24 protein-coding genes are annotated in these 23,417 nt (G+C 36.6%); 17 read left to right on the top strand and 7 right to left on the bottom strand.

From position 1 onward, the window contains the following. Nucleotides 1–3 precede the first annotated feature (3 nt). From NSQ61_RS06095 to NSQ61_RS06075, 5 genes are all read left to right on the top strand, one after another. Complete coding sequence (locus tag NSQ61_RS06095) at nt 4–999, top strand: 6-phosphofructokinase (protein WP_130157286.1); 996 nt, start codon at nt 4–6, stop codon at nt 997–999. Nucleotides 1,000–1,021: 22 nt separating this feature from the next. After that, the gene (locus NSQ61_RS06090) at nt 1,022–1,312 is read left to right on the top strand and encodes a PTS sugar transporter subunit IIB (protein ID WP_130157284.1); all 291 of its coding nucleotides are present in this window, start codon (nt 1,022–1,024) and stop codon (nt 1,310–1,312) included. Nucleotides 1,313–1,416: 104 nt separating this feature from the next. Further along, nucleotides 1,417–2,697: a PTS sugar transporter subunit IIC gene (locus NSQ61_RS06085; protein ID WP_339199908.1), complete on the top strand. Its 1,281-nt coding sequence runs from the start codon at nt 1,417–1,419 to the stop codon at nt 2,695–2,697. 20 nt (nt 2,698–2,717) lie between these two features. Next, nucleotides 2,718–3,104, top strand: coding sequence for a tetratricopeptide repeat protein (locus NSQ61_RS06080; RefSeq protein ID WP_130157282.1), 387 nt, complete (start codon nt 2,718–2,720; stop codon nt 3,102–3,104). 12 nt (nt 3,105–3,116) lie between these two features. Continuing rightward, nucleotides 3,117–3,959 carry a class II fructose-bisphosphate aldolase gene (locus tag NSQ61_RS06075; RefSeq protein WP_130157280.1) on the top strand — a complete coding sequence of 281 codons (843 nt, stop codon included), beginning with the start codon at nt 3,117–3,119 and terminating at the stop codon, nt 3,957–3,959. A gap of 323 nt (nt 3,960–4,282) precedes the next feature. On the opposite strand, the gene NSQ61_RS06070 is transcribed toward NSQ61_RS06075, so the two are convergent. Together NSQ61_RS06070 and modB are read right to left on the bottom strand one after the other, a co-directional pair. Then, nucleotides 4,283–4,930 carry an ATP-binding cassette domain-containing protein gene (locus NSQ61_RS06070; RefSeq protein ID WP_340733711.1) on the bottom strand — a complete coding sequence of 216 codons (648 nt, stop codon included), beginning with the start codon at nt 4,928–4,930 and terminating at the stop codon, nt 4,283–4,285. A gap of 39 nt (nt 4,931–4,969) precedes the next feature. Then, on the bottom strand, nt 4,970–5,644 hold the full coding sequence (modB, locus tag NSQ61_RS06065) for a molybdate ABC transporter permease subunit (protein WP_063389471.1): 675 nt from the start codon (nt 5,642–5,644) through the stop codon (nt 4,970–4,972). A 303-nt stretch (nt 5,645–5,947) separates the two neighbouring features. On the opposite strand from modB, the gene NSQ61_RS06060 reads away from it, so the two are divergent. The 3 genes from NSQ61_RS06060 (at nt 5,948) to modA (ending at nt 8,607) form a co-directional block, all read left to right on the top strand. Next, on the top strand, nt 5,948–6,895 hold the full coding sequence (locus tag NSQ61_RS06060; RefSeq protein ID WP_130157276.1) for a helix-turn-helix transcriptional regulator: 948 nt from the start codon (nt 5,948–5,950) through the stop codon (nt 6,893–6,895). 208 nt (nt 6,896–7,103) lie between these two features. Continuing rightward, a complete protein-coding gene (gene tsaA / locus NSQ61_RS06055; protein ID WP_311067307.1) occupies nt 7,104–7,583 on the top strand; it encodes a tRNA (N6-threonylcarbamoyladenosine(37)-N6)-methyltransferase TrmO in 480 nt (159 codons plus the stop codon). 211 nt (nt 7,584–7,794) lie between these two features. Beyond that, the gene (gene modA / locus NSQ61_RS06050; protein ID WP_445659446.1) at nt 7,795–8,607 is read left to right on the top strand and encodes a molybdate ABC transporter substrate-binding protein; all 813 of its coding nucleotides are present in this window, start codon (nt 7,795–7,797) and stop codon (nt 8,605–8,607) included. Nucleotides 8,608–9,433: 826 nt separating this feature from the next. Here modA and NSQ61_RS06045 read toward each other — a convergent pair. Together NSQ61_RS06045 and NSQ61_RS06040 are read right to left on the bottom strand one after the other, a co-directional pair. Beyond that, a complete protein-coding gene (locus NSQ61_RS06045) occupies nt 9,434–10,291 on the bottom strand; it encodes an oxidoreductase (protein WP_066250720.1) in 858 nt (285 codons plus the stop codon). A gap of 265 nt (nt 10,292–10,556) precedes the next feature. After that, nucleotides 10,557–11,468: a DUF5655 domain-containing protein gene (locus tag NSQ61_RS06040; protein WP_066250723.1), complete on the bottom strand. Its 912-nt coding sequence runs from the start codon at nt 11,466–11,468 to the stop codon at nt 10,557–10,559. 429 nt (nt 11,469–11,897) lie between these two features. On the opposite strand from NSQ61_RS06040, the gene NSQ61_RS06035 reads away from it, so the two are divergent. The 6 genes from NSQ61_RS06035 (at nt 11,898) to arsC (ending at nt 15,964) form a co-directional block, all read left to right on the top strand. Beyond that, nucleotides 11,898–12,107: a MetQ/NlpA family ABC transporter substrate-binding protein gene (locus NSQ61_RS06035; protein WP_063388323.1), complete on the top strand. Its 210-nt coding sequence runs from the start codon at nt 11,898–11,900 to the stop codon at nt 12,105–12,107. A 15-nt stretch (nt 12,108–12,122) separates the two neighbouring features. Then, nucleotides 12,123–12,881 carry a methionine ABC transporter ATP-binding protein gene (locus tag NSQ61_RS06030; RefSeq protein ID WP_063388322.1) on the top strand — a complete coding sequence of 253 codons (759 nt, stop codon included), beginning with the start codon at nt 12,123–12,125 and terminating at the stop codon, nt 12,879–12,881. After that, entirely contained in the window at nt 12,874–13,536 is a 663-nt protein-coding gene (locus tag NSQ61_RS06025) for a methionine ABC transporter permease (protein ID WP_327848320.1), read from the top strand. Before NSQ61_RS06030 ends, NSQ61_RS06025 begins: the two co-directional genes overlap by 8 nt. Nucleotides 13,537–14,081: 545 nt before the next feature. Next, nucleotides 14,082–14,429, top strand: coding sequence for an ArsR/SmtB family transcription factor (locus NSQ61_RS06020; RefSeq protein ID WP_340806316.1), 348 nt, complete (start codon nt 14,082–14,084; stop codon nt 14,427–14,429). A 31-nt stretch (nt 14,430–14,460) separates the two neighbouring features. Beyond that, nucleotides 14,461–15,522 (top strand): ACR3 family arsenite efflux transporter, encoded by a 1,062-nt coding sequence (gene arsB, locus NSQ61_RS06015; protein WP_144598538.1) that lies wholly within the window; start codon nt 14,461–14,463, stop codon nt 15,520–15,522. Between the two features lie 19 nt (nt 15,523–15,541). After that, nucleotides 15,542–15,964, top strand: coding sequence for an arsenate reductase (thioredoxin) (arsC, locus tag NSQ61_RS06010; RefSeq protein WP_144598539.1), 423 nt, complete (start codon nt 15,542–15,544; stop codon nt 15,962–15,964). A gap of 468 nt (nt 15,965–16,432) precedes the next feature. Here the strand turns inward: arsC and pdxR are convergent, their stop codons facing one another. Continuing rightward, a complete protein-coding gene (gene pdxR / locus NSQ61_RS06005; RefSeq protein ID WP_340806314.1) occupies nt 16,433–17,884 on the bottom strand; it encodes a MocR-like pyridoxine biosynthesis transcription factor PdxR in 1,452 nt (483 codons plus the stop codon). 143 nt (nt 17,885–18,027) lie between these two features. Here pdxR and NSQ61_RS06000 point away from each other — a divergent pair, with 143 nt between their 5' ends. The 3 genes from NSQ61_RS06000 to NSQ61_RS05990 all read left to right on the top strand — a co-directional run bounded on the left by NSQ61_RS06000 (nt 18,028) and on the right by NSQ61_RS05990 (nt 21,080). Further along, nucleotides 18,028–18,654, top strand: a complete 627-nt coding sequence (locus tag NSQ61_RS06000) for a LysE/ArgO family amino acid transporter (RefSeq protein WP_144598541.1) — start codon at nt 18,028–18,030, stop codon at nt 18,652–18,654. 170 nt (nt 18,655–18,824) lie between these two features. After that, the gene (locus NSQ61_RS05995) at nt 18,825–19,967 is read left to right on the top strand and encodes an aminotransferase class V-fold PLP-dependent enzyme (RefSeq protein WP_340806311.1); all 1,143 of its coding nucleotides are present in this window, start codon (nt 18,825–18,827) and stop codon (nt 19,965–19,967) included. 726 nt (nt 19,968–20,693) lie between these two features. Next, a complete protein-coding gene (locus NSQ61_RS05990) occupies nt 20,694–21,080 on the top strand; it encodes a hypothetical protein (RefSeq protein WP_340806307.1) in 387 nt (128 codons plus the stop codon). 580 nt (nt 21,081–21,660) lie between these two features. On the opposite strand, the gene NSQ61_RS05985 is transcribed toward NSQ61_RS05990, so the two are convergent. Further along, the gene (locus NSQ61_RS05985; RefSeq protein WP_340806303.1) at nt 21,661–23,271 is read right to left on the bottom strand and encodes a sodium:solute symporter family protein; all 1,611 of its coding nucleotides are present in this window, start codon (nt 23,269–23,271) and stop codon (nt 21,661–21,663) included. A 14-nt stretch (nt 23,272–23,285) separates the two neighbouring features. After that, the gene (locus tag NSQ61_RS05980; protein ID WP_277986822.1) at nt 23,286–23,411 is read right to left on the bottom strand and encodes a hypothetical protein; all 126 of its coding nucleotides are present in this window, start codon (nt 23,409–23,411) and stop codon (nt 23,286–23,288) included. Nucleotides 23,412–23,417 lie beyond the last annotated feature (6 nt).

Genomic DNA, 23,417 nt, shown 5'->3' with positions numbered 1-23,417 from the left:
AAGATGACAAAAGTAGCCATAATTACTAGCGGGGGAGACGGATCAGGTGTTAATGCTGCTATTGAAATGATAGCAAAAGATAAAAAAATAGAACTTTACGGATTCCATGAGGGGTTTGACGGAATATTAAAAAATCAGCCAATTCCTTTAACATTGGAAAATTGTCAAAATTATTCACTCGATGGAAAACAGATTATAAGGACTTCAAGAAGCAAATTACCGTATGAAAAGGAAGGAAGGAAAAAAATACATGAACAATTAAAATCATTTGGTTTTGATTATTTACTAATTTTTGGCGGGAACGGTTCGCAAAAAGCGGCAAAATTAATGAATTCGGAAGGAACAAAAACCATTTTTATCCCCATGACGGTAGATAATGATGTTGATGGCAGTGAATATTCGATCGGATTTGACACTGCTTTAAATAGGATTATAGGAACTATACATGACTTGCATGATACTGCACACAATATGCCTGGCAGAATTTTTATGGTGGAAGTATTAGGAGGAAAATGCGGAAATTTAGCTTTGGCTAGTGCAATTGCAGGTGGCTGTGATTTGGCAATAATCCCCGAATTCCCTACAGATAAAAATAAAGCAGTAGATATTATTGTAGAAAAACTGAAAGAAAAAAAATCTATCATAATTGTATGTTCTGAGTCTGCATATGATGGCAGACTATATAAAAGTGGGGATCAAGGAGTTTCTTTTGAAATTTCAGAATACATTGAAAAACACTTGAATATTAGAGTTAGAAAAACAATCATGGGATTTTTTATTAGAGCAGGTAATACATCTTTTAGAGATGCCATGATAGCTGTACAGATGGGTGCATTGGCTAGAGAGTGCATTAATAAAGGGATTTCTGGAAAAATGGTTGGCGTTAAAAATGGCACGGTTCAATTAATAGACTTTAATGATGTTCATTCAACAAATCAAAAACTTGATCCGCAATTAGTAAATATAGCAATAAAAAATAATATGTTAATAAAACATTAAAAATAGAAAGGGGGTGAAATAAATGTTGAAAATTTTAGTTGTATGTGGAGCTGGTCTAGGTAGCAGCTTTGCTTGCCAAATGAGTGTTGAGTCAGTGTTAAAAGATCTTAATGTTAAAGCATCATTAGATCATTCGGATCTTTCATCAGCAGCTGGGTATGGAGCTGATATTATCATTGCAGGCAAAAATTTTGAGCCACAGTTTAAGAGATACAACATTAATTCCAGCTTTATCTTTTTAAATAAACTAGTAGACAAAAATGAAATTAGAGAAAAATTAGTGCCGATTTTGCAGGAAAAGGGAGAATTATAAACTAAAAAATGAGGATTGTGTAAACACAATACCTCATCAAACTAAAAGAATTTATGAAACATATATTAGGAATTCTCCAATAGAAGCTATAGGAGGAAATGAAAATGTCTGTTATTAACTTTTTTATCGAAAATATATTAACTCAGGCAGCTGTGACAATTGGCTTGATTGCTCTAATTGGATTACTTCTGCAAAAAAAATCTTTTAGTGAAATTACTTCTGGTACGTTTAAAACGATGTTGGGATTTTTGGTGCTTTCAGCAGGTTCTGGAATAATTGTATCATCTTTAACCTATTTTGGACAAATTTTTTCAAAAGCATTTGGACTGCAAGGTATCGTCCCGTCGATAGAAGCTATAAACGGGCAAGCTATGAATGATTTAAACCTTGGGAGTGAAATAGCTCTTACATTTTTGTTTATATTCATTTTTAATATACTCATTGCTAGATTTACTAGATGGAAATATATCTTCCTAACTGGTCAAGCAATATTATGGATGGCTACAATGACCACAGTATTTGGAGTAAATGCTGGATTGAGAGGGTTTCCTCTTATTTTAATAGGTGGATTAGTCGGTGGTATTTTTGCTGTTGCTATGCCTGCCATTGCTCAGCCAATTGTGAGGAAAATAACAGGTTCCGATGATATTGCCCTTGGTCACTTTTGTACAATTGGCTATATTTTTACTGCAGGAGTTTCAAAGCTCGTTGGCGACAAAAGTAAATCTACAGAGGATTTTAAATTTCCAAAAGGGTTAGAATTTTTATCAGATAGTTATGTTGGTGTAGGATTAGTCATGATTCCGCTTTATATCATAACTGCAGCGTTTGCAGGAGAAGAATTCTCATCTAAATTTTCGGATAATTTAAATTATTTAGTATTTGCGTTTATTCAAGGCTTCCAATTCGTTGTCGGTGTATACGTCCTTTTATCAGGAGTGCGATTGTTATTAGCAGAAATTGTTCCGGCATTTAGAGGTATTGCCCTTAAAATAGTTCCAGATTCTAAACCTGCATTAGATTGCCCTGTATTATTTCCATATGCTCCAAATGCTGTGACATTAGGATTTATCGGTACAACAATTGGTTCAGTTATTGCAATGTTTGCACTACCATTATGTGGATTGCCAATGATTTTACCAGGGATGCTTACAAACTTTTTTGCCGGTGGATCAGCAGGAGTATTTGCAAATGCAGTAGGCGGAAGAAGGGGGACTATTATATCCACTATAGCCCATGGAATTTTTATTACATTACTTCCCGCTTTACTTGTTCCCATTTTAAATTCTATAGGATTCGTAAATACAACTGCCACTGATGTCGATACTGTGATGGCTGCACTCCTTTACCATTGGATATTTAATCCAATACTTCAATTATTCTGATTCTGTCGAGGTGAACAGCAGTGGTATTTTTTAAAAAAAGAAAAAAGGAAAAAAAGATTACGAACGAGCTTCCAAAAGCACCAAATAAAGAGGATTTAATGATTGAGATTGAAAAAGCAGAAAAATTATTAGAAAACGCTAATGAAAATAACAAAATAGAGATTTTAAACCAATTAGGGAAGCTATATTTTGAAGCAGGGGAAATCGATCAAGCTATAAATTACTATGAATTAAGTATTTCTGAGAATAAAACTATAGGACAAGCGAATAATGAATTATTAAAACTATATAACATAAAGAGAAAAGAAGCAATTGATCAAAAAAGAGATTCAGATGTTCAATTATATTTAAAAAAAATAGATGAATTGCTCAAATTATCCAAAGATATTATTAGAGGAAAGGCATAAGGTGATATAAAAATGAAAAATTTAGTATCGTTGTTTGAAATGACTAATAACAAAGGGGCAATTGGTGCTTTTAATGTGCATTGTATAGAGATGTTACCGTCCATGATGGAAGCAGCAAACGAGTTAAACATTCCTATTATTATTCAAACATCGTTAGGCACTGCAGAGTATGTTGGCTTCGACTTGATGGTATCTATTATTAAAACGCTTTCTGAAAGATACAATATTGATGTTTGTCTTCATTTAGATCATTGCCAAGATATTCATGCAATTCAAAAGGCAATCGATAGCGGATATACTTCTGTTATGTATGACGGTTCTAGCTTGCCTCTTAATGAAAATATTGAAAATACTAAAAAAGTTGTGGAATATGCCCATAAACGGAATGTATCTGTTGAAGGAGAAGTAGGAACGATAGGCGGAACTGAAGATGGATTAGTTGTCGATGAAAAAGATGTAATGTATACAAATCCTGAGGATGCATATATGTTTGTTAAGGAGACAAATGTTGATGCCCTTGCCGTTGCAATAGGGACAACACATGGATTATATAAATCGAAAGCAAAAATCAATTTTGATTTATTGAAAGAAATTTCTTCCAACATAGGCCATGTGGGTTTAGTTCTACATGGAGGAACAGGAGTATCTGATGAAGATATAAAAAGATGTGTTTCTGAAGGAGTGAAAAAAGTTAATATTGGATCTGAACTAAATAAAGCTTATATAGAGGAAATAAATAAGACCTTCCCTAAAGCAGCTGATCGCCCTTTAACATCATTAAGAAAACTTTTTATACCAGCCAATCAGAGAATCAAAGAAATTGTAAAACAAAAATTAATCTTGCTTCAGAAATAAAAAAATGCATATGATACATTATCACAATACGAATCTATCAGAGAGAAAAACAAACCAATCCTTCGCTGCTTATTTAGCGGCAAGGATTGGTTTGTGAAAAGAGGGAGGATGGAATGTTCTATTTGTACAAAAAAGTTGATTCAAATAACTATTGTAGATTTTCAAAACTTAGAACTATGTGCTAAATGAACAATATAAAAATAAATTTAATTTACTGTTTTTAAGGAAGTAAACACAAAATCTGAAAAAGGGGAATGCTATAAACCCCCTTTTTCCTCATAATTTGCTATAATTGATGTTAGCTTAAAGAGTAAGTCTGTCAATTAACTCTGAATAAGATTCGCGTTCATTTCACTGTCACGAATTTTTCCTTCGTGTAAATATAAAATTCGATTCCCCAATTTTTTTGCTTCCTCAAGATGATGGGTGACTAATATAATGGGAATGCGCCAAAGCTTATGGATACGTAATAGCTCTTCATGACCTTTTACACGTGTTTGATTATCTAATGCAGAAAAAGGTTCATCTAAAAGCAAGGCATCCGGCTCGATTGCAATGGCTCGTGCAATGGCGACCCGTTGTTTTTCGCCGCCTGAAATTTCAGACGGATATTTATCTCTAAGGTGTTCAATTCGCAGCTCTTTCATTAAATTTTTGACAAAGCTTTCATTTTGCATGCCATAAGCAATGTTTTTCCAAACAGTCATATGGGGAAAAAGCGCATAATCTTGAAATACATAGCCGATGTTTCTTTTTTGAATAGGAACAAATACTTTCTTATTTTCAAATAAAATGGTGTCGTTTAATCGGATGATGCCAGCAGCAGGTTTGCTTATCCCAGCAATACAATTTAAGATTGTCGTTTTTCCGGAGCCAGAGGGGCCAAAAAGGACAACAATCTCATTGGCCACTGAAAATTTTACATCTAATTCAAAATGGGATAGTCTTTTTTGGATTTCAACGATAAGCATAAGAAAAAACTCCTTTAAGTAAGCGACAATTTGAACTTACTATTTTTGTACATGTCTCATCATATTCCGTTTGCTCCACCAATTAAGCCATAAAATAGCGCTAAAGCCGAGGGCAACGATAATGATTACCCAAAATTTTGCCGCTTCCAAATTACCTGACTCCACAGCAAAATAAATGGCTAGAGGAATAGTGTCGGTGACATTCGGAATGTAGCCGGCGAGCATAAGAGTGGCACCAAATTCTCCTAACGCTCGTGCAAAGGATAAAACTAAGCCAGCTAACAGTCCTGGCCATGCCAGTGGAAAAGATATCGTCCAAAACACTCTCCATTTAGATGCCCCCATTGTATATGCAGCATTTTCAATATTTGGGTCATACTGCCGAAACGCTGCAGATGCACTTTGATACATTAAAGGAAAAGACACAACGACTGCTGCGATCACAACAGCATACCAGGTGAAAACAATTTGGAAATCAAACCAATCAAGCAGTAATCGACCAATAAAACCGTTTTTACCAAATATATATAATAAACCAAAGCCTACAACTGTAGGCGGAAGCACGAGTGGCAGCAAAATAATCGCTTCTATAATACTTTTCCCTCGAAAGGAGTTACGACTAATCAATCGTGCCAACACAACCCCAGTAACAAATACAATAAACGTGGCGATTGTTGCCGTTTTTAAAGAGAGTATAAGTGGCGAGTAATTCATATTTGTCGTTCACCTTTTCATAAAGTTTCATCATTTTTCGTTATAAATGGTTATAATTATTTTGAACTTTGGAGTAAAGGAAATGGTAAAACAAGAAGTTGAGTCATTTCCATTGAAAAAGAGCGAAACAAAACATGATATAATCAAGATTAGATATAAACTACATAGCCATCTTCTTGTTAAGAAAATAATTAATTTTATTTATATTTAAATATAAATCATTGATACAGAAGTTATCAATACAATATATCAAATTACATTTAATTACTTATAACGAATTTTTTTATGAAGGAGCAAGTAGGTATGGAAAAAAATCTTTCTTATACAACCGAGGAAGTGGCAAACATATTAAAGGTTTCAAAATTAACCGTATATGATTTAGTGAAAAAAGGGTTATTACCTGCTTATCGTGTCGGACGACAAATGCGAATTGATCCTTCCGATCTAGAAGAGTATATAAAAAAGTCAAAAAAAGAATTGCAGCCAAGCTCCGTACAGTCATCAAAAAAAGAAACATCGATTGAAACTCAAGGGTATTTGCAGCCTAGACAATTAATTATAAGCGGCCAGGATATGAGCTTAGATATTTTGGCGAACTACTTAGAAAAATCCTCGAAAAGGTTTCGGCCACTTCGTTCTTATGTTGGAAGCTTAGAAAGCCTAATTTCAATGTATCAAGGATATTCAGACATTGTCAGTACACACTTAATCGAAGGAATTTCAGGTGAATATAATGTTCCGTATATCAATAAGATACTAGTGAATTTTCAGTATATCGTGATTCATTTACTAACAAGGAAGGCAGGCTTTTACGTCAAAAAGGGAAACCCGTTGAATATTAAGCATTGGGAAGATTTAAGAAGAAAAAATATAAAAATTGTGAACCGGGAAAAAGGTGCGGGTGCTCGTGTTTTACTAGATGAATGTTTGAGAAAGTATCGCATACCTGTTTCTGAAATTAACGGCTATGACAATGAGGTAACCAATCACGTAAGTGTCGCAAGTGCTGTCGCTAAAGGGGATGCAGATGTCGGGGTAGGAATTGAAAGAGGGGCTAACCTAGTTAAAGATGTCGATTTCATTCCGTTAGTTAATGAAAAGTACGATTTGGTTATTTTAAAGAACGATGAGAATAGAGAGTTAATTAGTCAAGTCCTGCAAATTTTAAGATCGGTTCACTTTCAAAACGATTTAAAAGCACTAGGAGGCTATGATTTGTCACAAACCGGACAAGTCGTTTATGAAAGCTGAAATGGATCCAGCTAAAAGCCAGGGGTTCTCTTAAAAACCTCTGGCTTTGTTTTATCACTTTTTGGCACTGGAATATCTGGTTTTCTTGATTCGTGAGCACTGGAAATGAAAAACCAAAAAGAGAAACATAAGTATATCTTTTTCTATTATATTTATTTATAATTAAATATAATTAATTATAAATAAAAGAACATAGGATGTTGTAAAGATGAACATTCATTTTAAAGCGATAGGAAAAATTCTAACCCCTTTTAACACCTTGGAAGGAATGCCGATTCAATCGGCGGCGGCGAAAAATGTAGAAGGAACAATAGAGCTTAACCCATTGTATGTAGAAGGGATGAAAGATCTGGACGGCTTTTCACATCTTATTCTTATTTATTATTTTCATAAGATTCATGAATATTCATTGCAGGTAGTTCCTTTCTTAGATGATCAACCCCATGGTATTTTTGCAACAAGATTCCCGAAAAGACCGAACCCAATCGGCTTTTCAGTCGTTCGATTGAAAAGTATTGAGGGGAACCATATCCATGTCCTAGATGTCGATGTATTGAACGAAACACCTCTACTCGATATAAAGCCTTACGTTCCGATGTTTGATGCAATAGAAACATCTAAGATTGGATGGTTTGAAAAAAGAATCGAAAACGTAGATAAAGTAAAAGCTGATAAAAGCATTTATTGAAAAGGCGTTATTGGCAAGGCCGATTAAAAAAGCACCTTATGGTTTTTTTTCATTGCACTGAACAAATGTGTTTTTTCTATCCATGAACGGAGACACTTTACTATTCTATATAATTATATTTTATATAAATTAATTATATACTATACAAAATAGTTATAAGAAATTATAATAAGTTTTATATTAGATTAAAAGTAGAAGGGGGAGAGAAAGCATGAAGCATTCTATTCGCATGATCATGATCATGTTTTTGTGTGCTTCAATCTTTTTTATTTTTGGTTGTACAAACGAGGGAGAAAAACAGGAATCAAAGAAGACAGAGGATAAACAGACAGTACAATTAACCATCTCAGCAGCCGCAAGCTTACAAGATGCCTTAACGGAAATTCAGAAAAAGTATGAAAAAGAACATGAAAATATAAAAATTACATTTAACTTTGGAAGTTCTGGTGCATTGCAACAGCAAATCGAACAAGGAGCGCCGGTAGACCTATTTTTCTCGGCTGCTGAAAATAAGTTTCGTCCACTCGTAGACAAAGGATTGATTAACAAAGAAGAGAGTAAAAACTTGCTAGGAAATGAAATCGTTTTAATCGTTCCGAAAGATAAAGCAGACACAGTAAAAGGATTTCAGTCTTTGGCAGACAGCGGTATTAAGCAATTTGCATTAGGAAATCCTGAAACTACTCCAGCAGGTCAATACGGGCAGCAAACTCTGACCAAGCTAAATCTTTGGCCAAAAGTAAAAGAGAAAGTCGTATACACAAAGGATGTGCGCCAAGTATTATCATATGTAGAAGCAAATACAGTGGACGCAGGAATTGTATTCAAAACTGATGCTCAAATATCTGATAAGATAAAAATTGTCGACATCGCAGACGCAAATATGCATGATCCTATTATTTATCCAGTTGGCATCATTAAGGACACAAAGCATAAAAAAGAGGCTGCCGATTTCTATCAGTACCTACAGACAGAAGATTCGTTTCAAATTTTTGAAAAATTCGGATTTAAGATTTTGAAATAAGCGATATGACGAAAGAATATTTGAGCCCTTCATGCCCGCCATTAGTAGATTCTTAAAGAAAAAAGCTGATTACGAAAGGTAGTTCAACTTACGAGAGTTTTGATCCTTGGAAATTGCCTCAGAGCATTTATTATGTTTATTTGTACAATACAGATGGACAAAAGATTGGCAGTTAGGACCTTGAATTGGATTAGTCGTCATCGTCTAAATCTCCGTTAAAGTTGAATTACCATCATTTTTTTAATGCGACAAATATTTTTAAGACAACTATCAGCTATTATATTTCATTAGTAGCGATAGTATGGAAAAATCGCCTTGTTTCATTTAAATGTCATATGGTGACATTAGTCATTAGGGCGAATTTTTTTTATGAATTATAAAATCTGAAATGATTATTGTGTAAATTCCGTTCAACTCAACTTGCGAATCCGTAGTTTTGCTTTTTTATATTCATAATTGCAATATGAATACAATTACAGATAAAAGCACCACAAAAATTCCAATGGAAAAGATTGATGGAACCACAACGAATAAATGAGTAACAGCAGCAATGAGCTGACCAGGAACATATTTTTTTTATAGCAAAATTTTTTATGACAAGACCTAGAAAGATAAGCGACCAGTAAAACCATGCTGGAATATTTGAAACGATATTGGCACTCACAAGATAGTTAACCAAAAAGGTTAGCATTGCCGCAAGCAATACTTCATTTTAAACAAGAAATATCAATTGTAAATTTCTAGATAATTTAAATACCTTAAAAACAAAAATAGAGTGGAAAACGTACTTCTAGATTTTTTGGAAGAAAATCCTAGTATCCGGATTCTATCTGTCCCACAGCCGCTTCATCACCATCCGCTCCCACCACTTCCACGGCAATATATTTTTCAAGACAATTCCTAATTTCACACCTTTGCCAACCGGATACCGCAATTTCGGATAAGGAGACTTTGCCACGTGTACAATCTGTTGGATCACTTCATACGGAGAGGGTGCCGTGTCAGCAACATGGTTGACATATTTCAAAATTTTCTCCATCTCTTTAACATAAGGAGAATCCGGATTGACCGATACCGCATCCAGCCCTTTTGACCAGATTTCCGTTTTATAGGATCCCGGTTCAATTAAAACGACATGAACACCGTACGGCAGCATCTCTAAACGCAAAGACTCGCTGAATCCTTCCACCGCAAACTTGGATGCCACATAAGGTCCCATAGAAGGGAATCCGATTCGTCCGCTAATACTGCTTATATTCACAACCTTGCCGCTTCTGCGTGCCCTCATCGACGGCAAAACAGCTTTTGTTACTGCCACCAAACCGAAAAAATTCGTTTCAAATTGCCTCTGCCATTCTTCAACAGCAAGCTCCTCCGTAAACCCTCCCGCTGCATACCCCGCGTTGTTTACCAACAGATCAATTTGGCCGTAATCTTCAATCACATTCTGAATTACAGTTTCCGCTGCTGAAAAATCGGTTACATCTAGTTGGATAATCTCAATCCGGTCTGTTACACCTGCTTCTTTGGCTGCCGCTTCCAGTCGTCCTCTCTTATCCAAATCTCTCATTGAAGCCAGCACGCGGTAGCCTTCGCGGGCAAGCGCTACACTTGTTAGCAATCCAAAGCCGCTTGAAGCTCCTGTAACAAACGCAACAGGTTGTTTCTTTAAAGTTTGATTCACAAGATTCCCTCCAGCTATTCATATTCTAACACTGCCTTTTTGTCAAATATATGTAGAGCATCATCATGCTTTCGTCCGCAAATTCCTTCAAAAATCTGCTCCACCTATATGTTTTGACAATTCCTGTCTCTTCTTAATAAACACTTTTTATTGGAATTGTATCATGGAAATAATGAGATAAAATAAATCCTGCCTTCTTTACAGAGGATTGGTTAAAAATATTTAATTATTAAAAATCGCCAAGTATAATAATTACCGGCGATTTCTAACTTCTATCATAGCTCATATGAATAAGTCGCTTTGCCTTTTCAAAATCTTCATCGTTATAAATACTGACTTCTAAATCCCCTGTTCCGATATGACCGATATTTCGTACATCACGGCTAAATCCTGGCTCGAGTTCAATTTCATCTGGATTCACTTTTAAAAATAAGACGATTTTTTCTGTCTGAGGATGCACTTCTAAGCAGACAAAATTTTTAATGCGCTTAAAGGCTATGTAGTATTTTAATACAGCCATTTGTACATCATCGCCTAGTGCCATAATATATGCTTTTATTGCTTCAAACCGGTCTTTTAATTCTGTACTGGATTGTTCCAGATATTCGGAGACTGTCTTATATCCGGGCTTCGATGAGTTAATATGGTTTTCAACTTCCAGTAATGGTTGTGCAGTTGTTGTATTTACTAAATCGAGCAAAAGAAATCCATCTTTATAAAACTTATACTGGTACAACTCAATGTTCCGATTAATTTGTTGAACAGCATGTTCGTCATATTTTGTGAATCCACCCGCAATACATAATAAGCGCGGATTCGTCCAATCAATTGCGTCAGCCAAGTCATTACCGTATTTGCGCATTACCATAAGAGTGAATTCTGCTTTATGATCCAACAGCCAGTCCAGATAATATAATCCTTGGTTAATGACATTTTCATTGACAGCTCGTTTATATTCGATAATAACTGGAGAGTTATTTTCATCAATACCTAATGTATCGATTCTGCCGCCATGTGTCTTACCAGTAGAATATTCTGATGCTAAAAACCGTACACCTAAAAATGTTTCAAGATTACGCTCAATAAGGGTTTGCAGCGATTTTTCAATTGTCAGAGATGTGCCTTCCAATTCACTTACATGTTCTCCATTTATACGAAATAATTTAATATCACCCATGAAACTACTCCTTCTTTTATTGTGCATCTAAAACTACGATTACAATAAATGAATAATGATAGTATACAATAAGCGTTGATATTTATGAGACATATTAGTCAATCTATGTAAAGAATACGGAAGAACGTAACAAAAGACTCCAATTCAATTTTAATAATGTTCCACTCGTTCGGAAATATGTTTGCAAAATTATTTTGGCTCTTGGAAATACTAGAGAAACCAATCAATACATTCATTACAAAGACTGCTTGATTATTAACTACATGAAATGTTTATTACCCTTTGCAAGAAAGGAAATCATGTTGCAAACGATACAGATGATGAAACAACCGGAGAAGCAAAAGTGGTATTGTTAATTATTTTTCTCTCAAGCAACCAGTTTACGAACTATATGATAACTTAAATTTTAAGTCAATTGAATATCTAGACATGTCGAGCATGAGGAATTTCAAAGAGACATCAAGAAAAGATAAAATAGCGGAAGACTCTAGCTCTGAATTTATAGGCGTTATCACGACTAGACCAGACAACCAAAATGACGAAAAAATCCAAAAATTAAAAAAGGTTTTGCATACACCGGAGGTTAAAAAATTCATTGAGGAAACATTCCATGGGGACATAATCCCAGTATTTGAATAATGGGGGCTGTCACAAATGATACATTTAAAAAATATAAAGAAAACTTATCAAATTAAAAAAGATGAGAAATTGGAAGCAATTAAATCCGTATCATTAAAAGTGGAAAAAGGGGATATCTATGGGATTATCGGATTTAGCGGAGCAGGAAAGTCAACTCTGCTTCGTACAATCAATCTCCTTGAAAAGCCTGATGAAGGGGAGGTTCTTATTGAAGGAAGAAATATAATGGCTTTAAAGAAGAAAGAGCTGCGGCATATGAGACAATCGATTTCCATGATATTTCAACATTTTAACTTGATTCATAATAAAACGGTTTATGACAATGTATCTTTTCCATTAGAAATTGCCGGAATACCATCCGTTAAACGTAAAAGTATAATAGAAGAATGTCTTTCCATAGTTCAATTAGAAGATAAAGCAAATCAATACCCCTCTAATTTAAGCGGGGGACAAAAACAAAGAGTTGCCATCGCAAGAGCTTTGGCAACGAACCCGAAAATTTTGTTATGTGATGAGCCTACATCAGCTTTAGATCCACAAACAACGGATAATATTCTATCCTTTTTAAAGAAAATTAATCAAGAGCTAAATATAACGATGGTTATTGTTACACATGAAATGGATGTAGTGAGAAAAATTTGCAATAAAGTAGCCGTAATGGAAAAAGGAAGTATTTTAGAGGAATTTTCGTTATCAGACAATCAATATAATCCTAAGTCTGATATTGCTAAATTAATATTTAATAAGGACAAAAGGATGATCCTAAATGTTTGAAAACATCATTCAACAAATTCCTGATATAATAGAAGCCACTAAGCAAACAGCCATTATGGTAGGTATTTCAGTAACAGCTGGCATACTATTTGGAATTCCTTTAGGAACGATTCTGTTTTTAACAAGAAAAGGGCAATTATTAGAACAGCCGCATATTTTCAATATTTTAAATTCATTAGTGAATTTAATTAACGCATTTCCATTATTAATTTTAATCGTAGCTGTCATTCCGTTTACTCGGCTGTTGGTAGGAACATCCGTTGGAACGGTTCCTGCCGCTGTACCGCTTTCGATCGCTATTATTCCTTATTTCGCCAGACTAATAGAACAATCTTTAGTGGAAGTAAATAAAGGGGTCATCGAAGCAGCTATTTCAATGGGAGCTAATATATTTCAAATTATATGGAAAGTAATGTTTGTTGAAGCGAGAGCAGGAATGGTAGTCAGCTTATCTAATATTATTATTCTTTTAATATCTTATTCTACCATAGCGGGTGTTGTTGGCGCAGGCGGCCTCGGAGATTTTGCCGTTCGAAATGGCTATTATCGTTATCAACCGGATATTATGCTTGCTACAGTTGTTATCATGATCATTTTAGTTTCCATTATTCAAATTAGCGGCAGCCGTTTAGCCAGTTTTTTGGATAAACGATAAGCTAAACGGAGTCATTTATTGCGGGATTTTTGAACATAGTGTCTTAACAAAATGATGATTCGTTTCAAAGCATTGCTTGAATCGAGATCTTCTATAAAGTTTTAGTAAAATCCAGTCTCGCATAAGAAAATGCGATAAACAATTGTTCCCCCTCTTTTAATTTTATATAGATGAAGGAAGCTGTTGACATGGGTTATTGTTCAACAGCTTCTTGTTTTAAACATAGTATTGGCTTCTTAAAAAAGTAGGGAATTTTAACGTTTTATTTTTTTCCTCATAATCAATTGTGTAAGTTATTTGCACTGACTTTAAAAATTTCTTTCACACTTTCGGGTCAATTATAAAGATTATGTTAAAAATCGTATTTTCCGTTGATTTATATAAGTATATTGTTATATGCTTATTGAAGTTAAGGAAATGATAATACTAAACAGTATTCATGTCGTGGATATGAAAAGACATTTTTTAGTGTGCGATGAACCATAAAGTAGATTGATATATAAGTAAATATTTATATAACTATATATGTATAGGGGGTGTTCCAAATGCAAAAAGTAGTGGTGGAAATAGAAAAAGCAGCACACGTTTTAAAGCTACTCGGTGATAAAACACGTTTAACGATTATGGCCATTTTAAAGAAACGCGAGTGTTGCGTCTGTGAGCTTCTAGAAGTATTTGATATGAGTCAGCCGGCTATTAGTCAGCATTTACGCAAGTTAAAAGATGCAGGATTAGTAAAAGAAGATAGAAGGGGGCAATGGATTTATTATTCTATCAATCTAGAAAATGAGTTATATGATTTCATTCAAGAAATTCTGCAGCACATTCCAGATCAAACAGAGAATATTCGTAAGATTGAGGAAACCAACCCTACACTCCGTTGTGGTTGTTAACCTATTAATTTTAATTTAATTGGGAGGGAAAATGAATAATACGGGGAAAAAACGCCTATCGTTCTTGGATCGATATCTAACGCTTTGGATTTTCCTAGCTATGGCAGCAGGAATTGGCTTTGGATCTGTCTTTCCGGGCTTTGTAGACGCAATAAACAGTTTACAGGCAGGAACCACATCGATTCCAATTGCCATTGGTTTAATTTTCATGATGTATCCTCCGTTAGCAAAAGTTCGCTACGAGGAGATGGGACGCGTCTTTAAAGACATAAAAGTATTGGTTTTGTCCCTTGTACAAAATTGGATTATTGGACCAATATTGATGTTTGTATTGGCGATTGTATTTTTGCCGGATAAGCCGGAATACATGGTCGGACTCATCCTAATCGGTCTGGCACGTTGTATTGCGATGGTGATCGTCTGGAATGATTTAGCGAAAGGAGACAGAGAGTACGCAGCTGGGCTTGTAGCGTTTAACTCTGTATTCCAAGTGCTATTTTACTCTGTTTATGCGTATGTGTTTGTAACAATCATTCCAGAATGGTTAGGACTAGAAGGTGCTGTCGTTCATATTACAATGACGGAAGTCGCCAAGTCGGTGTTCATTTACTTAGGAATTCCGTTTCTTGGCGGAATGGTGACGCGCTTTTTGTTGGTAAAAGCAAAGGGCAGACAATGGTATGAAAAAGTATTCATTCCAAAAATCAGCCCGATTACATTGATTTCTTTATTGTTTACGATTATCGTCATGTTCTCTTTAAAAGGAGATGCTATCGTAAGTTTGCCGTTGGATGTAGTGAGAGTCGCCATTCCATTGTTCATTTACTTTGTATTGATGTTTTTCGTTTCCTTCTTCTTGGGGAAGAAATTTGGAGCGAGCTACCCTGTCACCACCACACTTGCCTTTACAGCCGGCAGCAATAACTTTGAGTTAGCGATTGCTGTAGCTGTTGGCGTGTTTGGGATCCATTCTGGTGCAGCATTTGCAGCTGTCATTGGACCACTTGTGGAAGTGCCTGTCATGATTGCATTGGTCAACGTAGCATTATGGTTTAAACGAAAATACTTTAAAACCGAATCAGTATCATACTAACAACAAAGGTGGAATGAACATGAAAGACAAAAAGACGATTTACTTCTTATGCACTGGCAACTCTTGCCGCAGCCAAATGGCAGAAGGATGGGCAAAAAAATATCTTGGCGACGAGTGGGAAGTGTACAGCGCCGGTATCGAAGCTCACGGATTAAATCCAAACGCGGTAAAAGTCATGAAAGAAGTAGGAATTGATATTTCGAACCAAACATCGGATATCATTGATCCGGAAATTTTAAATAAAGCGGATTTGGTCGTAACATTATGTGGTCACGCCGCAGACCATTGCCCGGTAACACCTCCGCACGTGAAACGCGTACATTGGGGATTCGATGATCCTGCGAAGGCAGAGGGGACAGAAGAAGAAAAATGGGCTGTGTTCATGCGTGTTCGCGATGCGATTGGTGAAAGAATTAAACGTTTTGCTGAGACTGGTGAATAATTTCCTTCAGTCCCTCTATATCAATAACAAAAAGAGCCTGGAGAACTTTCTTGGGCTCTTCGTGTTTTTTAGGAGAAGAATTAGACAATTAACGAAAAAGTCATATAGCATTGGCTGTTGCAAGACAATATCAACATTAAGATTAATAGATTTGCTGCAATGGGGCAGATTTTAGGGAGAAAAATAGATATTTAATTTAGGTAAAAGTTTTAAGGGATTTATAGTACGATTTGAGGCTTCAATTATTACATTTTTGAAACACCGCCCGATTTCTAACATTATTTTATTTTGGTTATGTGTAGTTTAAGTGGGGCTTGAAAGAATAAAATCGAGAAAGCTTCCGATACAAGCGTCGATTCACAATCGCCTGAATGTGGGACCTATTCAAGTTTCGATATTGGCTGTTTTATACGAGATGTTGATGTATGCGATGGATTCAACTACCGCTATGGAACGCACGTTAAAGAGTTAGGTGATTAGTTGTCGGATGACTTTCGAAAGACGGAACATTCCTTTCTCCAGGTCAGCTAAAGAAGCGTAGGAATAAGAAAGGCGAAGGTACTGGGCTGCATGCTTATCATAGACATTTCCTGGATTTAATAGAATTCCATGCTCTAATGATTTTTCAAAAAGTTCCCGTATGGAGATTGAAGGCAATATGCGCAGCCATATATAAAAACCACCTCTAGGAACAGTCCAGGTCGCAATATCGGAAAAATACCTCTGTAATAAATCAATCATGATCTCTCTTCGAACCTTCAATTCTTTTCTGACCTCTTCCAAATGTTGATGATAGAGCCCGCTTGCTAGCCATTCCGCAACTGCCCATTGAGACAAGGAACTGGATCCGTAATCGGTTTGCATTTTAATATCCGCCAATCGCTCAATAACAGGCTTCGGTCCGACTATCCAGCCGATTCTCAGACCGGGACTCAATGTTTTCGACATGCTCCCAAGATATAAAACAAGCCCATTTTTATCGATGGCTTTCAATGGTGGGGGAGGCGGTGTATCGAGCCAGAGTTCCCGGTATACGTCATCTTCAATAATCGGCAGCCGCTCCTTTTCACATACATCAATCAATTTTCTCCGTCTTTCTTCGGACATCAAAATTCCTGTTGGATTATGAAAGGACGGAATTGTATAAAGCAATGAAGCATTTTGCCGCTTTTTTTGTTCCGAAATCTTATTTGCTTGAATTCCATGCTCATCTAAAGGAAGTCCAAATAATCGCATATCGGCAGATTGAAATACATGCAGGGAATACAGGTACGATGGTTTTTCCAGAAAGATCGTAGCACCTCGCCGCAATAGACCTATTGATATCAATTGCAATGCCTGCAGAGCTCCTGACACAATCAAAATGGAAGAAGGGGAAGCTTCAATCCCAATGGTTTTCAAATATCTACTGAGCTGTTCCCTGAGAAAAAGCAGCCCTTTCGGTTCCTCGTAGCCAAGTGAATCAATGTGCCCCGTCAGCTTTTCAAATACTTGTTTCATCATCTCACGTGGAAATAAATCTGGAGAAAGCTCTCCTGTTCCTAAACGGATGATATTTGGATCAAACTCTGCTTTATTGATTTCCTGTATCGTAGGCAAATTAGGATAATAACTCCCCGCTTGCACATAGGAATTCCAGTCTGGGGGAGGGGTAGAGGTCATCAAAGACCATGAATTGTTAATAATCTTGGTACCGCCTCCTCTTTTTCCTTCCAGCAATCCATCAGCAATCAATTCTTCCATAGCCGCCACGATCGTACTGCGGTTCACTCCGAATGCTTTGGCCAATGTGCGTTGAGGAGGGATTTTTGTCCCTAAAGTCCATTCTCCTGTTTCAATCTTTTCTTTAATATATTCTTTGATCTGGATATAAAGGGGAACTGGAGTCGATTTGTCTGGCTTCCAATCTAATTCATTCATGAAAAAATACTCTCCCTTTACAATCATATGAGTCGATTATACAACTTGGTTGGTATTGAATCCATCCAATTGGTTGGAGACAATAATCGATTTCCGAGTAAAATTGTATTCATATGCATTGCAATAGGAGAGGAGGGATTGGAATGGCGGAAGCCTTTATTCACGGACTTATTCTTGCATTTGGACTTATTCTTCCTCTTGGCGTCCAAAACGTTTTTATTTTTCATCAAGGAGCTCTTCAGAAACACTTCATTCATGCGCTCCCAGCCGTTTTAACTGCATCACTATGTGATACACTTTTAATCATCCTTGCTGTTTTCGGAGTATCTATTATGGTCTTGGGTTCTTTTTTGATCAAAACGATTATGCTGTGCTTTGGGATTTTATTTTTGTTATACATGGGGTGGAGCACTTGGAAAAGTACCCCTTCTGCTGTTAAAGAGAATAACGGAAAAACAGCTAAGGAAACTTTTACACCATTCAAACAAGTTGTGTTTTCAGCATCGGTCTCGCTGCTCAATCCACATGCGATCATGGATACGATTGGAGTGATCGGAACGAGTTCACTTCAATACAATGAAGGGGAAAAAGCAGCTTTTGCACTTGCCTGTATTCTAGTTTCCTGGATCTGGTTTGCGGGGCTGGCTTTGGCAGGGCGGAGAATAGGGGATCTAGATCAATCTGGACGTTTGATGAGTGCTTTCAACAAAATTTCCGCGCTCGTCATGTGGGGAGCAGCGATTTATATTGGATTCACACTGGCAAAATAAAAACAGGAGTTTACAGTAGAGGTTTCATTACTCCAAATAGTAAACTCTTGTAAGTCTATGAAACAGGATAATAAACTAAAAGAAAAAACCCAGTTGCTGATTACTATAATAATCGGGAGACCAATAACTAGGAGAAAATTTTTTTGCGGAGTTGAAGGGAGGAGATAGGATTGAAACACCCGTATGCTCATTATCGTTCTTTATTTCCTGTTTTAGCATCGAAAATCCATCTGGCGAGCTGTTCGCAAGGAGCCATTTCAAAAACTGTGTCCGAATCGATTGAAGCGTATATGAATAGTTTGCTAACGGCGGGGGGTAATTGGAATCAAGCAATAAAAGTAGTTGAACAGGCAAAATACCGTTTTGCAAAATTAATCGGTGCTGAACCTAATGAAATTGCTGTATTATGCTCGGTCTCTGACATTTTTTCTGCTATCGCCTCTTCACTTTCTTTTGAAAAAGGGAAAAATATCATTGTGACGACAGATATGGACTTTCCAACCGCCGGTCATGTATGGCTCGCTCAGGAGAAATTTGGAGCAAAGGTCAGATTTATTCCTTCTCAACAAGGAGTCATTCCTTTAGAATATTATGAACGTTATGTAACGTCTGACACACTTGTCACATCCATTTCCCATGTCTGTTATTACAACGGTTTTAAACAAGATCTCAAAGCGATTGCAGACATTGTTCATCGTAAAGGTTCACTTCTTTTTGTTGATGCATATCAATCTGCTGGACAGGTGCCTATTGATGTAAAGAAAATGGATATCGACATATTGGCAGCAGGAACAAGGAAATACTTGTTAGGTATTACGGGAATATCCTTCCTATACATAAAAGCTGAATTGGCAGAGAAATGGAAGCCGCGCGTCACAGGATGGTTTGGTCAGGAGGATCATTCGAAATTCAATGTTCATCAAATTATACCAGCAGCTGGAACACGTCGTTTTGAGACTGGAACGCCTTCTTTTATAAGCGCTTATGCAGCAGCTGCCGCTATTCGTTTACTTCTTGAAATAGGAGTGGAGAATATATCTTCTTATTTAAACCTATTAGCTCAATTCGCATTAGATTATGGACAAGAAAAAGGATTACACACTGTTACTCCTTTATCGGCTCACAAAAGAGGCGGCATAACTGCTTTTTATGTAAAAAATGCTGGGCAAATAGAATCGATCTTGAAAGAGAGAAATATCATTGTTTCTGCTAGAAACGACGTCATCCGAATCGCTCCTCATTTTTACAATACGCAGGATGATATTCGGCAAGCAATTGACGAGCTAACAACTGTTTTAACAGCGAATAAATAAGCAGCACAGGTCTAGGTACTGAAAGACTCGAAACTTTTGCATGGTTCCAATAACAATATATGAGTGGTTTAAAGCGGACAAAAGATTTGTGTGAATAGTCTATTTTTAACTCTGTAGTGCAAAATTCAGCTAGTTTCATAACTAATGTCTTAACAGTTTTTTTCGGCTCCATTCAACGATCTGATGGAGCTTCAGTTTATTATTAAAAATGATTATTTGCAAATTGCAAATAATATAGTATAAATAAATATGGATTCAATCCCAGCGAATACTTAAAACAGATATATCAACAGGCCGGAATAAAAGGCAGTGTGCAGGATGACCATAAACGATAAGCCTAACCCTTCAAACACATGAAAGTGCTTGAAGGGTTTTTCTTATTTTCTCCTTTTACAGGGAAAAAAACTTCCTCAACAGGTAGTACAAAAATTGACTTGTGAATGATAATTATTATCGATCACTTGTAACAGTCTCCATAGGATAGATTCAGTTATACGTAGGTTAGGCATACCGTAAGTAATTTATTTTGATATATCTTGTGCATTTTGCTTGCAGGATTGTTCATTCTCTCATAGCAGTGAAAACAAGGAAGAGACGTGCAAGCGGTGTATAGGAATGATACATATAGTTGAAGGTGTCTCATGCATCTGGGTTTTATCGTTTCTCACGGCTGCTTTTTGGACATTAAGATCGAAATGGAAAACTAAAAAGAAAGGTTGAGAATCAATGAAAATCGAACAGATGTCTGATAAATTAATTAAATACGAAGTAGGTACTTCTGTTACAGTGAACCATATGCGAGAATTGGTTAAGATTCTTGAAGAAAAATTAAAGCAGCAACAGACATTCGGAATCATTATTATAAGAAACGGAGATCATCAGAAAAATCCTGAAGCAACCAAATGGTTTAATGGTTGGTTGAAGAAAAATAAACCTCTCCTAAAGCAATATTGCGTCGGTGTAGCAATGGCTACAAATTCTGATAGATTGCTGAAATTATATAAACCCTTAGCTGGAATGATAATATCAAAGATGCTTGGTTGTTCTGGAGAAATGTTTACTAATGAGTCTGATGCAATTACATGGATGTTGGGAAAAATGAGGAATAGGTAAATGAAAACACGATCGATAATGGAAAGATCCTCTTATGTATCTTGTTGTCGAGATAATTGTTTCTCCCCTTTGGATTTAGGCCTTTCTATTCGTTTATTTATATGCAAAAAAGAGAGGGATGAGCCCCTTAGCGAGTTTCACTTAAGCCATAGTTAAACTTTCATGACCGAGTAGTTCTTATACGGTACATAGATTAACATTTTCTTATTGTAACAAGGTAGCAAATGTATGCCGCAATGATGGAGTGAAAGACGTTGAGGGGGCAGCCCTTGTGTATATAAAAAGTGACAGAATTATTCTTGATTCAATAACAAAACGAAAATAATTCTGTCACAGCTAGATGGTCTAAGCGTCAACACTTCATTGCTTTTGATTGGTCCATCGTTTTTCCGCACCAAGTCGATTAAAAGGTGTGTTAAAAATGGGTCAGTCCACATCTGTTTAAACGCGTTAAAGCGGTAGGGAGCGGGCGGAACGCTTTCTAGAAGATGACTTTTACATTTTTCCTCTCACAACAATTGAAGATAATAAAAAGCTAGCCCAGCTTTACGTTGATGTTAGCTTATTGTTTAAACGATTATCAACCCTTCATGGCCAGTATCAGCGGCCAATAATAGAATATGAAAGTTATCACGATAATGAGAATACCACTAACGGCCAAGTACATTGGATATCTGCGAGTGATAGCCATTTCCTCTTTTTCGTTTTCTTCAATCGGACGTTGTAAAATGTTTTCTTGAAAGTCCCTTTCTTCGGCAGTGATTTCTCCGAATTTAGAGCCTATATATAAGGCGAGTGAGCTTAGGATAATACCGATAATCACGGGATTAAAATAAACTGGAAGTGCGACTCCAACCTTTTTCAAGCTTTCTCCAAATACAACACCTAAAAAGCCCATAATAATACTCCATAAAGCTCCGGTTTTTGTTACCTTTTTTGAATAAACACTGGCAAAAGCAACTGGACCCCAAGAAGCGGCGAATAGTGTTGCTGCAAAATAACCAATCCACATGATAGAAGGCGGCTGCCAAAGACCAATCAAAAGAATGACAAAACTAACGACAATCATCGAAATGCGGCTTGCTCTTAGCAATTGTTTGTCCGAATACGTTTTGTTTCTGGATTGCTCCATAATATCTCTCGTAACACTTGAGCCGATTAGCTGCAGGAAACTTGCACACGAGGAAAGGGCTGCAGCCATAATCCCGCTTATGATAATAACTCCCAACCATGTAGGGACCATGTTCATGGCTGACCAAATAAATACTTTTTCCGCAGGTTTAATATCCGGATTAACGGTTGTAATCGTTGAAATACTAATATGAAGGAATAGATAAATCGTAATAATGGAAATCGTCGCCCAGACACCGGAACGAATAGCAACATGTTCATTTTTAGCCATTAAGTAGCGGCTGCTTTGCCACGGGCTGATTGCAATAACGGCAGACCAAACTAATCCTAAAATAACAGCCCAAATCAAAGCCTCCCACGGTTCGCCCATATAAGCATTAGGACCGGTGATTCCGTGCCAGCTTAATAAATCTGGCCGTTCCGGATTGGTCGCTGCTTTAATAATAGCATCCGGAACTCCTCCTGACTTGCCTATAATAAAGGGGAATGAAATATATGTCGCGATGGAAAACAAGAAAAACATGATTGTATCATTCACCATTACACCCTTTGCTCCGGACAGAACCGTGAAGGATGCATATACAAGCCACATAATTAATAAGGCAACGAAGTAGGAGACGCCCGAAATTTCCGACAGCAGCACTGCTCCGCCTTGTGTAACCGCCACTAAATAAGCAGAAATTCCTAGGATCGTCGTAATGGCAGCGGCCATCCTTACTTTGTTTGATTGAAAGCGATTACCAAAATATTCAGGAACAGTTAAAGCCTTACTTCTTCTTAAGTATCGCCCGAAAAAGAAGACACCAACCACATAACCTGTTGCATTAAAAATAACGAGAATTAATAAAAGAATAGGGTAACCTTCATAAGAAAATCCTGCTTCACCCATAAAGGACACTGTGCTTAAAAATGAAGCGACAAGTGTTCCTGTTACCATAAGCGTGGAACCTTTTCTGCCTGAAACATAGTATTCCTCAGAGCTTTTTACTTTCCTTGAAAGAACCAAACCGATAAGGACGTACAGAATAAAGGATGCCGCAATACCGATTGTATAAATCATGATATCCCCGCCTTTTAATCCGTATTTTCCGAACGTTTTGGAACCGTGCTGTGATCCATGTTACGGATAAATGCATGTGTAATAAGTCCAAGAATAATCAGTGAGCCTCCATAGCCTAAAGTAAAGAGAAACTCCCCCATTTCATT

This window comes from Aeribacillus sp. FSL K6-1121, assembly GCF_038003725.1.
Taxonomy (GTDB): Bacteria; Bacillota; Bacilli; order Bacillales; family Aeribacillaceae; genus Aeribacillus; species Aeribacillus composti.
This window is presented reverse-complemented; position numbering and strand designations above follow the sequence as displayed.